The 13,277-nt window shown below is 33.9% G+C and carries 19 protein-coding genes and 1 pseudogene; 6 read left to right on the plus strand and 14 right to left on the minus strand.

What is annotated here, in order from left to right:
• Window positions 1-683: 683 nt before the first annotated feature.
• Together C6989_RS09845 and C6989_RS09850 are read left to right on the plus strand one after the other, a co-directional pair.
• The gene (locus tag C6989_RS09845) at window positions 684-1,172 is read left to right on the plus strand and encodes a DUF4352 domain-containing protein (RefSeq protein WP_148703450.1); all 489 of its coding nucleotides are present in this window, start codon (window positions 684-686) and stop codon (window positions 1,170-1,172) included.
• Between the two features lie 102 nt (window positions 1,173-1,274).
• Window positions 1,275-1,600 (plus strand): annotated as a pseudogene (locus C6989_RS09850) (hypothetical protein).
• A gap of 81 nt (window positions 1,601-1,681) precedes the next feature.
• On the opposite strand, the gene C6989_RS09855 reads toward C6989_RS09850, so the two are convergent.
• The 9 genes from C6989_RS09855 to purQ all read right to left on the minus strand — a co-directional run bounded on the left by C6989_RS09855 (window position 1,682) and on the right by purQ (window position 9,167).
• The gene (locus C6989_RS09855; protein ID WP_182127015.1) at window positions 1,682-2,086 is read right to left on the minus strand and encodes a PPOX class F420-dependent oxidoreductase; all 405 of its coding nucleotides are present in this window, start codon (window positions 2,084-2,086) and stop codon (window positions 1,682-1,684) included.
• A complete protein-coding gene (locus C6989_RS09860) occupies window positions 2,079-2,399 on the minus strand; it encodes a hypothetical protein (RefSeq protein ID WP_182127016.1) in 321 nt (106 codons plus the stop codon). The genes C6989_RS09855 and C6989_RS09860 overlap by 8 nt, the downstream gene beginning before the upstream one ends.
• Window positions 2,400-2,436: 37 nt before the next feature.
• Entirely contained in the window at window positions 2,437-2,940 is a 504-nt protein-coding gene (locus C6989_RS09865) for a winged helix-turn-helix domain-containing protein (RefSeq protein WP_182127017.1), read from the minus strand.
• Window positions 2,941-3,286: 346 nt separating this feature from the next.
• The gene (gene purC, locus C6989_RS09870; protein WP_148703455.1) at window positions 3,287-4,111 is read right to left on the minus strand and encodes a phosphoribosylaminoimidazolesuccinocarboxamide synthase; all 825 of its coding nucleotides are present in this window, start codon (window positions 4,109-4,111) and stop codon (window positions 3,287-3,289) included.
• Between the two features lie 43 nt (window positions 4,112-4,154).
• Window positions 4,155-4,541 (minus strand): hypothetical protein, encoded by a 387-nt coding sequence (locus tag C6989_RS09875; protein ID WP_148703456.1) that lies wholly within the window; start codon window positions 4,539-4,541, stop codon window positions 4,155-4,157.
• 34 nt (window positions 4,542-4,575) lie between these two features.
• Complete coding sequence (locus tag C6989_RS09880; protein WP_148704165.1) at window positions 4,576-4,854, minus strand: DUF427 domain-containing protein; 279 nt, start codon at window positions 4,852-4,854, stop codon at window positions 4,576-4,578.
• Window positions 4,855-4,859: 5 nt separating this feature from the next.
• Window positions 4,860-6,332, minus strand: coding sequence for an amidophosphoribosyltransferase (locus C6989_RS09885; protein ID WP_148703457.1), 1,473 nt, complete (start codon window positions 6,330-6,332; stop codon window positions 4,860-4,862).
• The gene (gene purL / locus C6989_RS09890) at window positions 6,325-8,490 is read right to left on the minus strand and encodes a phosphoribosylformylglycinamidine synthase subunit PurL (RefSeq protein ID WP_148703458.1); all 2,166 of its coding nucleotides are present in this window, start codon (window positions 8,488-8,490) and stop codon (window positions 6,325-6,327) included. The genes C6989_RS09885 and purL overlap by 8 nt, the downstream gene beginning before the upstream one ends.
• Window positions 8,487-9,167 carry a phosphoribosylformylglycinamidine synthase subunit PurQ gene (gene purQ / locus C6989_RS09895; RefSeq protein WP_148703459.1) on the minus strand — a complete coding sequence of 227 codons (681 nt, stop codon included), beginning with the start codon at window positions 9,165-9,167 and terminating at the stop codon, window positions 8,487-8,489. Before purQ ends, purL begins: the two co-directional genes overlap by 4 nt.
• A 77-nt stretch (window positions 9,168-9,244) precedes the next feature.
• Here purQ and C6989_RS09900 point away from each other — a divergent pair, with 77 nt between their 5' ends.
• Window positions 9,245-9,667 carry a CBS domain-containing protein gene (locus C6989_RS09900; protein WP_182127018.1) on the plus strand — a complete coding sequence of 141 codons (423 nt, stop codon included), beginning with the start codon at window positions 9,245-9,247 and terminating at the stop codon, window positions 9,665-9,667.
• On the opposite strand, the gene purS is transcribed toward C6989_RS09900, so the two are convergent.
• Together purS and C6989_RS09910 are read right to left on the minus strand one after the other, a co-directional pair.
• A complete protein-coding gene (gene purS, locus C6989_RS09905; protein WP_182127019.1) occupies window positions 9,664-9,924 on the minus strand; it encodes a phosphoribosylformylglycinamidine synthase subunit PurS in 261 nt (86 codons plus the stop codon). The two genes, C6989_RS09900 and purS, sit on opposite strands and share 4 nt — an antisense overlap.
• Before the next feature lie 341 nt (window positions 9,925-10,265).
• Window positions 10,266-10,421, minus strand: coding sequence for a hypothetical protein (locus C6989_RS09910; protein WP_182127020.1), 156 nt, complete (start codon window positions 10,419-10,421; stop codon window positions 10,266-10,268).
• Between the two features lie 115 nt (window positions 10,422-10,536).
• Between C6989_RS09910 and C6989_RS09915 the strand changes: the two genes are divergently transcribed.
• Genes C6989_RS09915 through C6989_RS09925 form a run of 3 tightly spaced genes read left to right on the plus strand, consistent with a single transcriptional unit; the run spans window position 10,537 to window position 12,054 of the window.
• Entirely contained in the window at window positions 10,537-11,001 is a 465-nt protein-coding gene (locus C6989_RS09915; protein WP_148703462.1) for a hypothetical protein, read from the plus strand.
• Between the two features lie 27 nt (window positions 11,002-11,028).
• Window positions 11,029-11,820, plus strand: a complete 792-nt coding sequence (gene tatC, locus C6989_RS09920) for a twin-arginine translocase subunit TatC (protein ID WP_182127021.1) — start codon at window positions 11,029-11,031, stop codon at window positions 11,818-11,820.
• A 27-nt stretch (window positions 11,821-11,847) separates the two neighbouring features.
• Window positions 11,848-12,054, plus strand: a complete 207-nt coding sequence (locus C6989_RS09925; protein ID WP_012215156.1) for a Sec-independent protein translocase subunit TatA/TatB — start codon at window positions 11,848-11,850, stop codon at window positions 12,052-12,054.
• Here the strand turns inward: C6989_RS09925 and C6989_RS09930 are convergent.
• From C6989_RS09930 to C6989_RS09940, 3 genes are read right to left on the minus strand one after another with little or no spacing between them, the layout of a single operon-like run.
• A complete protein-coding gene (locus C6989_RS09930) occupies window positions 12,051-12,479 on the minus strand; it encodes an SRPBCC family protein (RefSeq protein WP_182127022.1) in 429 nt (142 codons plus the stop codon). The two genes, C6989_RS09925 and C6989_RS09930, sit on opposite strands and share 4 nt — an antisense overlap.
• A gap of 7 nt (window positions 12,480-12,486) precedes the next feature.
• Complete coding sequence (locus C6989_RS09935) at window positions 12,487-13,044, minus strand: UbiX family flavin prenyltransferase (RefSeq protein ID WP_148703465.1); 558 nt, start codon at window positions 13,042-13,044, stop codon at window positions 12,487-12,489.
• A gap of 57 nt (window positions 13,045-13,101) precedes the next feature.
• Window positions 13,102-13,242 (minus strand): hypothetical protein, encoded by a 141-nt coding sequence (locus tag C6989_RS09940; protein WP_182127059.1) that lies wholly within the window; start codon window positions 13,240-13,242, stop codon window positions 13,102-13,104.
• Window positions 13,243-13,277 lie beyond the last annotated feature (35 nt).

The raw sequence follows: 13,277 nt of genomic DNA on the forward strand, positions 1-13,277 counted from the left end.
ATTTCCAAGTAAATATGCCAAAAACCCCCCCTATTTTGATACAAAATGTATGTTCATATGGACAAGCAGAAGGTAAAATCAACACATTTCAACATAAAACATGAAAATCAATTTTTTTCAAATTGATGAGAATTCAATAAATGAATCGTTTGAAACTACCAATAATTTGTTTGAAGAGTTTAGAATTCTCTCATCTAAAATATTCATTCAAGTTTCAGAGTTTATAGGAGATATTACACAAAATTTTCTAAAATAGAAAATTTGTTAGAATTATGCCTAGGCGTTAAACCCCCCTCTAATTTTACCCTAATTAGGCACAATGTCAATTTTTCAAAAGTAGGCGTTTTGAGGGGGGGTTGAACACTCGTGCCTAGATATGAAATGCAACCATCAACCCACCAAGATGTCCCAGCTAAACATGTATGATCTTTTTGTGTTGTGCCTAAAAGCTCAACCCCTCAATTTTGACGAAAAATTACCAAAAATTACCAAAAAAATAGACCAAAAAAGACCAATGTGGAAACGTTGATCGATATAATTTTCCGCGGTTTTTATCTCATAAATGGTACTAGCATTATCGAGTTTTAGTCCTGCCCATTTCACTTGTGCAATTTTGCACTGGGTCTAAAGCCCTTTTTTTCCAAACTATGCAACTATATATTCAAAAAAATGATGATTTTTTCGTGGCAGGATTAGGAATAGTCATTGTAATTGGAGCCATAATTGCATCCATGGCAGCTGCAATGTACATGTATACAGAATATCAGACAAATTACATCGAAACTACCACAGGTGATACTGTTACAGTAGGGCCTGTAGAATATGTCATCACATTTGAAGGCACACATGAAGGAAGTAAAGAAGTACAACCAGAAAACACGTTTGTAATGATTGGAATTACTGCAGAGTATACTGGAGATGAAGAGAAAACACTACTGTCAGGAGGACAATTTTACATTGTTGATGAAAAAGAGCAAAAACATGAAGCAGTTTATGGCGAATTTTCATCTAAAGACTTACTTTTAGAATGGTTAGAACCAAACAAGCCAGTAGAAAAAACGACACAGTTTGATATTCCATTTGATGAAGACAAAACGTACAAAATAATCATAAGACCACAAAAAGAACAGTCAACAGTAGACACAGCTGTTGTTTGCATAACAAATTGTTGATCGATAATTATCAAAATCAAAAAAAATTGTCAAATTTTTCTATAGTTTGCGTAATATTGTGTGACTTTTACTATATAACACACATGATTTTTGAAAAAAATCATGGCAATATCTAAAGCCAAAAGAGCTGAAGCAGCTAAGAAAGCAGCAAGAACTCGAAAGAGAAATGCAGCTAAGAAAGCAGCAGAGGCAGCAAAAGCAGCAGCATCTCGTAAGAGAAAAGCTGCAGCAACTCGAAGGAAGAATGCAGCTAAAGCAGTTCCAAAGAGAAGAACTGCAGCTAAAAGAAAAGCAGCTCCAAAGAGAAGAACTGCAGCTAAAAGAAAAGCAGCTCCAAAGAGACTAAAAGAAAAGCAGCTCCAAAGAGAAAGGCAGCAGGAAAACGCAAAGCCGCTCCAAAGAGAAAGGCAGCTAAACGTCGACGTTAAGCTGCCTATGCTAACTTTTTTATGAGTTACATTCTTAATTTATCATATTTCTAAACTCGAATTTAGAAATATTGTAAATTGTTACTCGGACATTTTTAATTCAGGTAAAACAAAAATTCTGTTTGGTTTTATTTTTAGTATAACTCTTTTTTCACCATCACGTTTGAATGGATAATGATCACGTCCCATATATTGTTGCGTCAATTTATCAGCATGTTTGTAATCATAATCAGGAATCAATTCTTCAACAACACCACGAATTGTTGTCATATCAAGAGGGTTATCTTTTGAGACAACTGAAACTGCAACACGAGGATCACGTAAAACATTTTTGTGTTTTATTCTCCCTTCAGCAGTATTCACCATAACATACCCATCTTCATAATTTGCCCAAACAGGTGAAACCTGTGGCGAACCATCTTTCATAACAGTTGCAATAAAGACAAGATTTTTTTCAGAAAATAATTTTACAGCTTTTTCATCCATTAATTTCATTTCTCCAGATTGTTGGAAGTTGTTCAATTTTTGTAATGATTTCAAGTGCTTTTTCATTGTCTTTTTCTTGCATTGCTACTGAAAACTCATATCCAAGTCTGATCGCCTCGGGTGAAAGATCCTTTATTGATTCTAAATCTTTGCCTTCAAGTTTTATTCTTTCACCAATCGCACACATTTTCCAATTATCAGACATGTCTTGATGCTCCTGACCAAGTTCTTGCTGAACTTGTTTACGCCAATTAGTCAGAGTCATCTTTTCAAGGAGGTCTTCTGTTTTTTGGCTGTAAAATATACGTACCATATCAGAATTTCTTGCACGAAATACTTAGGTTTAACGATTATTTTTTACCAGAATTCTCAAGTACATTCGTCATGGCACGATTCATAATTTCCATTACCAAATATTGAGAATATTCTTCAGATTTCTTTCCTTTTGATTTTCCAGTCTTTGGGGTCAATCCTTTTAGGATTTTTTCAATTTTTGTAGATGTGTTATCAATGAGTTTTGAATATTTTAATTCAAAATCTTCAGGGGTTTGAAAATCAAGAAGTTTTGTAGATGTGCTGTAAAATTTGGTTATTGCACCTCGAGATTCTTCAATTTTTACAATTTCAATCAGCCCTGATTCTTTTAGAATTTCCAGGTGATGGCGTACAGTGGTTAATGCTTTTTTGAATCCAAATTTTTTGAGCATGGTTGTAATCTGGTCAGCAGAAAGAGCTTGATGATATAATATCTCAACAATTTTTGCTCTTGCAGGGTCTTCAATTGCTCGAGCATGTTCAATACTTGTCGTGACAATACGATTTACTTTGATTGGTTTTTCTAATAACGTAGACATACTGAGATTACCTTTAATTCTGATCTAAAAGATCCTTGTATCATATTTTTTTGTCTAATCGCATCAATTTTTTTTCATTTTCAAAAAAATCATACTGTTACTAAATTATGATTACCACTACAAGAATTATTGTATTATAATCACTAAAAATTATACCACTATGATATAGATAGTAGTATAGAAAGAATTATTGTAGTGGTCTAAGATTTTTTATAAAATACCAAAAAAAGGACAATCAAGAAAATATGTCTAAAAATACCCCCATCAAGACAGGATTTTGTTAATTTTCAAAAACACTATTCGAGTTGAAAGTTAACAAACAGTCAACATTGAATCAAAATAACAATTACAGTGATTTACCAGAGAATTTTTCATATGCAGTAACATAACGTTCTGTCATTTTAGAAATTATATCAGATGGAATTTCAGGAGCCATAGGTTCTTCACCACGGTCACGAGCATCATCAAACTGTTTTTGATACCCATTTGTAGTTAGCCAATCACGTAAGAGTTGTTTGTCATATGCTTCTTGGATTTTTCCAACTTCAAAGGAATCCTTTGGCCATAAACGATACTCATCAGGACCAATTGAATCACCCAAAATGATTTGGTTATCTAAAATTCCAAATTCTAATTTTAAATCAGCCAAGATAAAACCAACATTATCAGCAATTTGTGCCATCTTTTTGTAAATATCAATTGAAGTTTTTTCTAACCAGTTGTATTGTTCCTCAGAAACTAGTTTCATTTCAATTGCTTTTGTTTTATCTATAGGAATATCATGCTCGGATTTAGTGGTAGGATCAAATATTGGTTCAGGCAGTTTTGCAGCTAATGTAGTATCAGTGCCTTCAGGAACTTTGAATTCTCCTTTTTTCCATCGGTTTACAAGACTACCATAAAAATATCCACGAACTACACATTCCATTGGAAGCATCTGCATTTTTTTGACTATAATTTCAGTGTCAGATTCGCGTTTGATGAAATGGTTGGGTACAGGTAATTCATTGAACCAAAATTCAGCAAATTTGCATAAAATCTCCCCTTTTCTAGGAATATCTTGCTTGAATTTTACATCATATGCAGATACACGGTCAGAGAATTTGAAGAGCAGTGTATTTTCATCAACATCATAAAGATCCTTTACTTTTCCACTGGTAAGAAATTTCAAGTAAAAATACTGAATTTTTACAGAATTTAACTGCTAGCAAATATCATGAACCCATCATACCTACCATTTTAGGCATTTCACGATATGCTTTATTGACAAATATGTCATTATCAGCACTGATCATCACAAATTTCATTGAATTCTCAGGAGGAGGAGAGACAATAATTTTTTGTCCCACTGCGATAGTTTGAATATCCAATGTATCCCCATCACCAAAATTAATGTGAACATTTGTTATTGGCTTGGCACCAATGTTTTGGATTGTCACTCGCCCCATAGTAAACATTCCCTGTTCATCTAAAAGAGGATCTACAAAAATTTCATAGTCTTGAGTAGATATAGAAAATTTGAAAAAATCTGCCCCAAAAATTACACCAATAGTTGCAATTACTCCTACACCAATACAAAGAAGTGCGGTGTACTGCTTCACAAAAATCTTATAGTATTTCTAATAATTAAATTGGTTACTTTACTTCAACGCCATTCCAAAACGCAACCATGCCTTTAATTTTCATAGCAGCATCATTAGGTTCAGCATAATACCATGCACAATCTTTGTTTGTCTTTCCATTAACGGTTACAGAATAATAATTGGCCATACCTTTCCATCCACAAAAACTAGTCAGGTCAGATTTTTCAAAGTATTCTTTTTTGATAGAATTAATAGGAAAGTAATGATTTCCTTCCACTACAACAGTATCATCACTTTCTGCAATAATTTCACCATTCCAAATTGCTTGCATTCTAATCATGTTTCTCCTTTGATTTCTTCTCGACTCTTAAACTCGGGGGTAATTCCAAGGGATTCATAATTTCCAGACGCACATGTAAAACACATAGAATCAACAGGAATTCCTACTGCTGCTGCAAGATTCTCAGCGTCATTATACCCCAAAAAGTCAGCACCAATACTTTTTCTTACCATGTCTATAGTTTCTTCTTGAGACATGTCTTTTCCATTTGAAAATGTTGCAAGTTCCTCTTGAGAGGGAAAATCAATACCAGCATAACATGGGAATTTTATTGGAGGATAAGTAATGACCATACTAATTTTTCGTGCCCCAGCACGTCTTAATGCTTTGATTATTGCTTTGGAGCTTGTACCTCTAACCAAACTATCATCAATTACAACAACATGTTTTCCGTCAATAATTTCTCGAATTGGAATAATCCATCGATTAATTTCTACCCTGTCTGTTTGATGGGGTTCAATAAAACTTCGCAAAGGCCCTTTCTTGCTGTATCTGTCTTTGAGTAGTCCCTCATCAAAAGATACACCTAATTCTTGTGCATAACCTAATGCTGCAGGTCTTGCAGAATCAGGTACGGGGATAACCAAATCAGCATCTTTGATTGGGAATTTTTTTGCCAAAAATCGACCAATGTTTTTTCTTGCAACATAGATGTTAGTTCCTTCCATGTTACTTGTTGGATGTGCAAAGTAAGTAAATTCAAAAGAACAATGTGCACGTTGTGGATCATCAGAAAACATTTCAGTTTCTATACCGTCTTTGCTTAATCGGATTAATTCACCAGGAGTCACATTTCGTTGCATTTGTGCACCAACTGCAGAAACTGCAGATGATTCTGATGCTACAATGTATGTATCATCAGATTCCTTATGACCTAAAACCATAGGACGAAAACCTTTTGGATCACGCGCAGCATAAACAGAATTATCATCAGAGATAAATGTAAAGCAATATGATCCAACCATTTCATTTTTTAAAACAGATAGGGCTTTTCCCATTTGACCTTTTTCAGAAATTAACGAAACAAGTCTTTGAGCAGCAACTAGTGTGTCACTTGCATTTTGAGGGGTAAAAGAGCAGCCACCTACTAAATTTGAGAGTTCTTGAACATTAGCTATTGTTCCATTGTGTGCAACACAAAGATCCTTTACTTTGAGAGGTTGTGCATTTTCCAATGAACTCCTGCCCATAGTAGAATAACGAACATGTCCTATTACACAAGGAGAAGAATATTCTTCAGCAATTGCCTTGAATTCAGAAGATGCTGCAGACACAAGACCTAATCTTTTGAGTGGAGGTTTGTTTGGTATTGCAATACCCCATGCCTCCTGGCCCCTATGTTGTAAAGCACGTAATGCATCAATTGCCATTGGAATAACATTAGTACCACTAAGGCTGTAAATTCCAATTACGCCACAATTTTCTTTTGGTTTATCATCAAGAACATGCAATTTGTGATTGTTATCCATGCAATACCAAATCCCTTAACGAATTTAACCAAGTTTTTTGTGCTTTATCAACTCTTAGATCTATAATTGATTTTTTACCATTAACAAAATGAATCTTTTCTCCAGTAAATTCACCAATAACGCTGTACAAAGCTTTATTCTTTTTGAGGATTTTTTCAATTTTTGAGAGATTTTTCTTATCAAATGTTAAAAGATAGCGAGAGTGACTTTCAGAAAAGAGGATTCCATCAACATCCAATTTTTTACAAGGGACTTTTTCCAAAGATACTTTGCAACCAATTAGATTGTTCATAGACAATTCAGATACTGCAATTGCCAGTCCACCTTTTGAGCAATCATGAGCTGATTTCAAAAGTTGTCTTTCTATAATATCTAAAACTGATTTCATATTCTTTTTTGATTCTGAAAAATCTACTTTTGGACATTTTCCACCTACAAATTTGTGAATATATTCAAAATATTCAGAACCCCCCAATTCATCTTTTGTATCTCCAACAATTATCAGGCAGTCACCATCACTAATTTTTTGAGGAATTTGAGGATTTTTGTCAATTAATCCAATGACCCCAATTAGAGGAGTGGGTTTGATTGGACCGACAGGAGTTTCATTGTATAGACTAACTTTACCACCAATACACGGGATTTTGAAATCCTTTGCAAAATCAGTCAACCCCTTTAGGGATTCTAAGAATGTCCAAAAAATTTCAGGATCCTTTGGATTTCCAAATTGTAGATGATCTAACATTCCAATTGGTTTGGCGCCAGTACAAACAACATTTCTGCATGCTTCCTCAAAGCAACCAATTGCACCTTCTCTTGGATTGATGTAGCATTGTTTTGGATTACCATCAATTTTTACTGAGAGAAATTTACCATTGTCTAATCTTAAAACAGACGCATCTCTTCCTGGCTTTACCACAGTTCGGATTCCTACCTCATGATCATATTGCCCATAAACCCAAATTTTACTTGCAATGTTTGGGGATGCAAGTAATTTCATCATTGTTTTAGAAAAATCAGAAATTGTTTTGAACTTTTTTTCTTGTTCAATTGTCTTAAGATATGATGGTTTTTTTGATGGCAAATCAAGCAAGGTAGCATTTGCAACAACATCTGTTGGAAGATTTGCAAATGTTTTTTTTCCTTTTTTGACATGCATACGGTTATCAGATTTTACAGTTCCAATAACAGAGCAACCGATTCTAAATTTTTTACATATTTCTTGTAATTTTTTAAATTTAGGTTTACTAGTAACAATTAGCATTCTCTCTTGAGATTCAGAAACCATAATCTCATCGGGATGCATATCAGATTCTCGAGTGTGCACCTTACTAACATCCATCTCAATTCCAATATCTAATGCATCTGCAGTTTCAGAAATAGCACAAGACAGTCCACCGCCACCCAAATCTTTCATTGCGTGAATGAGTTTTTCATTTCGTGCCTCCAAAACGGCTTCAATAATTAATTTCTCAATAAAGGGGTCAGGGATTTGAACAGCAGAACGGTCTTCAGATTCTAATGAATCAGAAGCAAATTGTGAACCACCAATGCCATCTCTACCAGTAGAACCACCCATTAGTACTACTATGTCACCTTTTTTTGCATGGTTTTTTATTAGATTCTCTTTTTTACCAAAACCAACTGCTGCAACATCTACTAATGCATAATTTTCATAGCATTGATCAAATTCAACTTCTCCCCCAATAGTTGGAATGCCCAAGCAGTTACCATAATCGGCAATTCCAGTAACAGCATTTTTGAACAGCCATCTTGCTTGTTGATCTTTTTCAATATCTCCAAATCGCAACCCATCAAATATTGCGATAGGCCTTGTCCCAGCTGATAAAATATCACGAATTACACCACCAACCCCAGTTGCAGCACCACCGTAGGGCTCAACAGCAGAAGGATGGTTATGACTTTCAATATGTGCAGTAACAACATATCCATCACCAACATCCAATACGCCAGAATCATATCCTTTTTCTGTAATAACAAGAGGGCCCTTCATGGGCAACATTTTGAGATGTCTTTTTGAGGATTTGTAAGAGCAGTGCTCAGACCACTCTGCTGCAACAATTTGTAATTCAGTGGAGGTAGGATCTCTTCCAATTTTAGATTTTAATTCAGATAGTTCTTGAGGTTCTAAACTCAATTGCTTACACCTATTTTTTTCAGAAGAGATTCAAAAATTAGAGAAGATGGTTTGCTATCAATTGGATTAATTTCTGATTCTACTGCTCTTTCAGGATGAGGCATCATTCCAACAACATTTCCATCTTCATTACACACACCTGCAATTCGGTCTGATGAACCATTAACTACTCTGTCGTATCGAAATACAATTTGATTTTTTTTCTTTAATTGTTTCAAAGTTTCATCATCCACATAGTATCTACCTTCACCATTTGCAATAGGGATTGGGATTTTTTGATTTAGTTTAAATTGATTTGTAAATGGAGTTTTATTGTTTTCAACAATCAGATTTGTCCATTCACACATAAAATTAAGAGATTCATTTTTGAGTAAAACGCCAGGCAAAAGGCCAGACTCTACAAGAATTTGAAATCCATTACAAACTCCCAAAATAGGTATGCCTTTCTTTGCCATTTTCTGTACATCTTTAATAATTGGACTATGAGCGGCGATAACTCCGGCTCTAAGCCTGTCTCCATATGAAAAACCACCTGGAAGGATTACAGCATCAATGTTTTTTGGCAAAGATTTTTCATGCCAAAAATATTGAGCATCAAGATTAAAGACATCAGTTAAAACATGATACATGTCACGATCACAATTGCTACCAGGAAAAACTACAACACCAACTTTCACAATTACATTTAGATCTGGCGATATTTAATTTGAGTCTAGTCAGAAAAAATTATTACTGGAAAATACATCATGATCGCATGGCTCATGTGAGAGACATTATGCAAAAAAATGTCATTACAATCGAACATGATAAAACAGTCCTTGATGCGTCTATTGTTCTTAGAGAAAAAGAGATCAGTTTTTTGGTCATAATTAAAAAGGGAAAACCAGTAGGGGTTGTTTCAGAACGAGATATTGTTCAAAAAATAGCAGCCAAAGATCTAAAATCATCATCAGTTTTAATCGAAGAAGTCATGTCAAAGAAATTCAAGTGGGTGAGTCCAGATACAGTAATTGAGGATGCTGTTCAAAAAATGTTGAATAACAACATACGACGGTTAATCATCCTAGAAGATGAAAAGTTGGTAGGAGTAATCACACAAACAAATCTGGCTGAATTTTTACGCAGTAAACTCTTGATTAATGCAATGATAGACAATATTGATTCAGAAAAATCCTAAGCATCAAAGACGTCAATTGTGACTTTACTCACCATGGGATTATAGATGCGTAATTCATCACATATTTCTTGTATTTTAGATTGTGCGGATTTTTTGTCTTTTTCTTTAATGGTGAATTTTAGCATTTTTGCAGTTTTAATTTTAGATACTGTTTTGTGGGTACCCTTTAATACCAAATCATTTAGAATTGTGTCCCCTTCAGGATCACTAATCCCAGGTTTATTTTCAATTGTTACATGAACATTATACGTATCCATAATAATTTAAAAAATTGAATCGAGGTTAATCTATCTTCCGAATAATTTTGTGCTTTTATACTTATTTTGAAATAATCAGTAAAGTTTCCGGTTCTGAGGACTTGTGTTGTGCAGATATACCCAGCCCAGAATCGGTTACTTGAATTTGTATTATTCATTAATCTTCAAGAAATTTTCTAAAAAACCAGAAATACGAGATGTTAAAAAATTAGCAAACAGAATAATCAAAAAATTCTTCTTGTTCAATAAAATTTGAGAAAATCCAAAATTTTTAGATCAGGCATGGATTAGTAATAGTTAATCAAAATTAAAGATTGAAAATAAACAATTGCATTATTGTATTATACTTTGAATTTTTTTAGTCCTTCATTTAGGACTAGGTTTACAACGTGTGAGAAGCTAACTGACTTTATAGAAGTTCTGATCATTTTTGCTTGAATGTTTCTAATTTTTTCAGTATTCTCAGTTTTCAATACAACAGTAATTCGTTCTCCCAACAACCAGAATACTTATTCATGATATAAAAAGAGCCGGATAATTTCCCAAAATTGAGTATTAGTCACAAAGCCGAAAATATTGGAATTTATATCAGAATGATTTGTACAAAATAACATGGCAAGATCAAGATATTGGAAAATTACAGCTGAAGAGATGGAAGGATTTAGCTATAATGAAGAGAATTTGTTGAATTGGGAGATAAAATGTGTCAGAGAACCAGAAGATGAAGCACATTTTATCGGGGTTTTCATGTATCGTAACGGTACAGCATATGATTATGAATCAGTAAAGGGGATTTGTTATTTTTACAATAATATTGATAGAAAAGAACTTCCTGAAATTACTGGCTTCCTTCAAGGAAAGTTTGGAGGTAAAGAGATGGAAAAAGGTGAACGTGTAATTCTCAAAGGTTCACAGGAAATCTATTCAAGCAAAGATCTTGCAAGTTTAGCAAAAGAGATGGAATCCAAATTTAACACAAAGGCCATCATTTCTCTGGAATTTGAGGGCATATCAATAGAGCAACTCAAAGAAGACGGATTGCCTGAGGCAAAATTATTACCAATTCCCGGCAAATAGATATAGCTTTAAGCACAAAGAGATTAGATGTCAGAGCTTGATGGTATCAATCAGCATTTTGAGGAACTAAGAAAGAGATTACTTCGAATTGTACTAGTAATTGGAATAATTACTGCATTCATTTTGACATTTCATGCCGAACCAATCCAAGTAGGTCAAACCACATTATACTATCCAACACCTGAACCATTAAACAACATCGCAGCACAAATTACGAATCATATGAAAATTAATCTAGTACCAGAAGATGTACAGTTAATTCAAACTGCTCCAGGTCAAGCATTCTTTGCACAAGTGTACATTGCAGTACTAGTAGGAATTGTTGTTAGCATGCCAATAATCATCAAAGAGTTAGTTGGATTCATCAAACCAGCTCTAAAAGAAAATGAAATTAATGTTAGTAGAAGTATCACCATTCCCGCATTAGGATTGTTCATTACAGGATGTGCATTTTCATACAACTTAGTAATTCCATACATTTTAGATTTCTTATACCGATATGGGGAATCTGCAGGACTAGTTACATTTCTCAATGTAATAGAATTTGTAACTTTTGTATTACAATTTTTATTGGCATTTGGATTCTCATTTCAACTTCCTCTAGTAATGTATGCAATTTCTGCATCAGGGATGGTCGATACAGATTTTTGGCGTAAAAACATTAGATATGCAATTGTCATAATTGTGATCTTTGGTGCAATTATTACTCCAGATGGAAGTGGTGTTACTATGTGGTTTATTGCAGGACCCATGATAGCACTGTATGCTACAGGCATGGTACTCATTGAACGCAAAGAACGTAAAAAGTTGAACACTTAAATCCGAATTTAGATAAAGAGACACATAATGTTTGGAATGAATTTAGCCAATTTCATTGCAGGTCAAGAATGGATATTCATCATAGTTATAGCAGTAGTATTGATTTTTGGTGCTAAAAAAATTCCAGAACTTGCAAAAACCTTCGGTAAAGCCAAAGGAGAATTTGAAAAAGGCAAGATTGAAGGTGAAAAAGAGCTTAAAGACTTCAAAGATAAAGAAGCAAAATCAGACTAGTTTTCAGCAATTTTTATAAAATTATCTAAAATTTCTTCGTAATTCTGCAGATATCTATTTTTAGAAAACATACCACTAATTTTCATTTTTCCTTTTAATTTGAAATCCACATCAACTAGAATTTTTGTGCCTTGAGGGATTTCGATGAACTGTTCTTGTATATGAGAGCCTTTTGCATCACCTCCAATAACAAATACATCATGTAAAACAGGTTCATTAGTAACATGCTTTGCCATGATCACAAATTCATCATCACCTAGAATCAGATGTTCCTCAACTACTGCAACATTATCTCTAACAGAACGGATTCTAATTGAAGGGAAAAATTCAGAAGAGATTTTTTGATAGTTTTCATAATCTGAAAAAATTTTGTATACAGTATTTCTATCAGCAGTAGTTATTTTTTCAAAGGAAAATTGCGGCAATTATAATTTAGAGAGTACCCCATCGAGGGTATAAATTGTGTTCTATGTCAAATTGGTCCAGACATTTTCCAACACCATGATTTACAATATCATCAATAGATTTAGGTTTGGTATAAAATTCAGTCACAGGAGGTAAAATAACAACCCCCAATCTTGAAAGCTTTAACATATTTTCTAGATGAATTGCAGATAGAGGAGTCTCCCTTACCATTAAAATTAATTTTCTTGATTCTTTTATTGTGACTCCAGCTGCTCGGGCAACAAGTGTATCGTCATAACCGTTTGCAATTGCAGATAATGTTTTCATGCTACATGGGGCAACAATCATTCCGTCAATTCTATGAGTGCCACTAGAAACACTAGATGCCATATTTTTTTCATCTGAGACATTGGTTGCAAGTGATTTTACATAATCAGACGTAAATTCAGTTTCCATTGGAATACATTTTTCTCCCCATTCAGAAATTATCAAATGAGTCTCAATGTCTAATTTTTTCAAAGTTTCAAGCATTCGAATTCCATAGATAACTCCAGTACTTCCAGTTATTCCAATTACTAGTTTCAATGATTGTGATTAGAATTCAGAGTATTTTATGTATTAGATAGGAAGTTATTCTTAGCACTAGACAGGAGGCTCATCATCAGCAGATGCTTCTAATTCCTTTCTTTCTTTTCTTCGCTTTATCCAAAGAGTAATTCCACCAATAGCCATTGTAGTTAGTAAAATTACACCTGCCATCTGTAATTCAAATTGATACAGCACACATTAGAGCAAACATCAATTCACAAAAATCTTGT

It is taken from the genome of Nitrosopumilus sp. b2 (assembly GCF_014078535.1).
GTDB classification, from domain to species: domain Archaea; phylum Thermoproteota; class Nitrososphaeria; order Nitrososphaerales; family Nitrosopumilaceae; genus Nitrosopumilus; species Nitrosopumilus piranensis.

Coding starts and splice junctions, on each gene's coding strand:
- C6989_RS09855 (WP_182127015.1), bottom strand. CDS start 2,086: ATGGATGAAAAAGCTGTAAAATTATTTTCTGAAAAAAATCTTGTCTTT.
- C6989_RS09860 (WP_182127016.1), bottom strand. CDS start 2,399: ATGGTACGTATATTTTACAGCCAAAAAACAGAAGACCTCCTTGAAAAG.
- C6989_RS09865 (WP_182127017.1), bottom strand. CDS start 2,940: ATGTCTACGTTATTAGAAAAACCAATCAAAGTAAATCGTATTGTCACG.
- C6989_RS09880 (WP_148704165.1), bottom strand. CDS start 4,854: ATGCAAGCAATTTGGAATGGTGAAATTATTGCAGAAAGTGATGATACT.
- C6989_RS09885 (WP_148703457.1), bottom strand. CDS start 6,332: ATGGATAACAATCACAAATTGCATGTTCTTGATGATAAACCAAAAGAA.
- C6989_RS09900 (WP_182127018.1), top strand. CDS start 9,245: ATGGCTCATGTGAGAGACATTATGCAAAAAAATGTCATTACAATCGAA.
- purS (WP_182127019.1), bottom strand. CDS start 9,924: ATGGATACGTATAATGTTCATGTAACAATTGAAAATAAACCTGGGATT.
- C6989_RS09915 (WP_148703462.1), top strand. CDS start 10,537: ATGGCAAGATCAAGATATTGGAAAATTACAGCTGAAGAGATGGAAGGA.
- tatC (WP_182127021.1), top strand. CDS start 11,029: ATGTCAGAGCTTGATGGTATCAATCAGCATTTTGAGGAACTAAGAAAG.
- C6989_RS09925 (WP_012215156.1), top strand. CDS start 11,848: ATGTTTGGAATGAATTTAGCCAATTTCATTGCAGGTCAAGAATGGATA.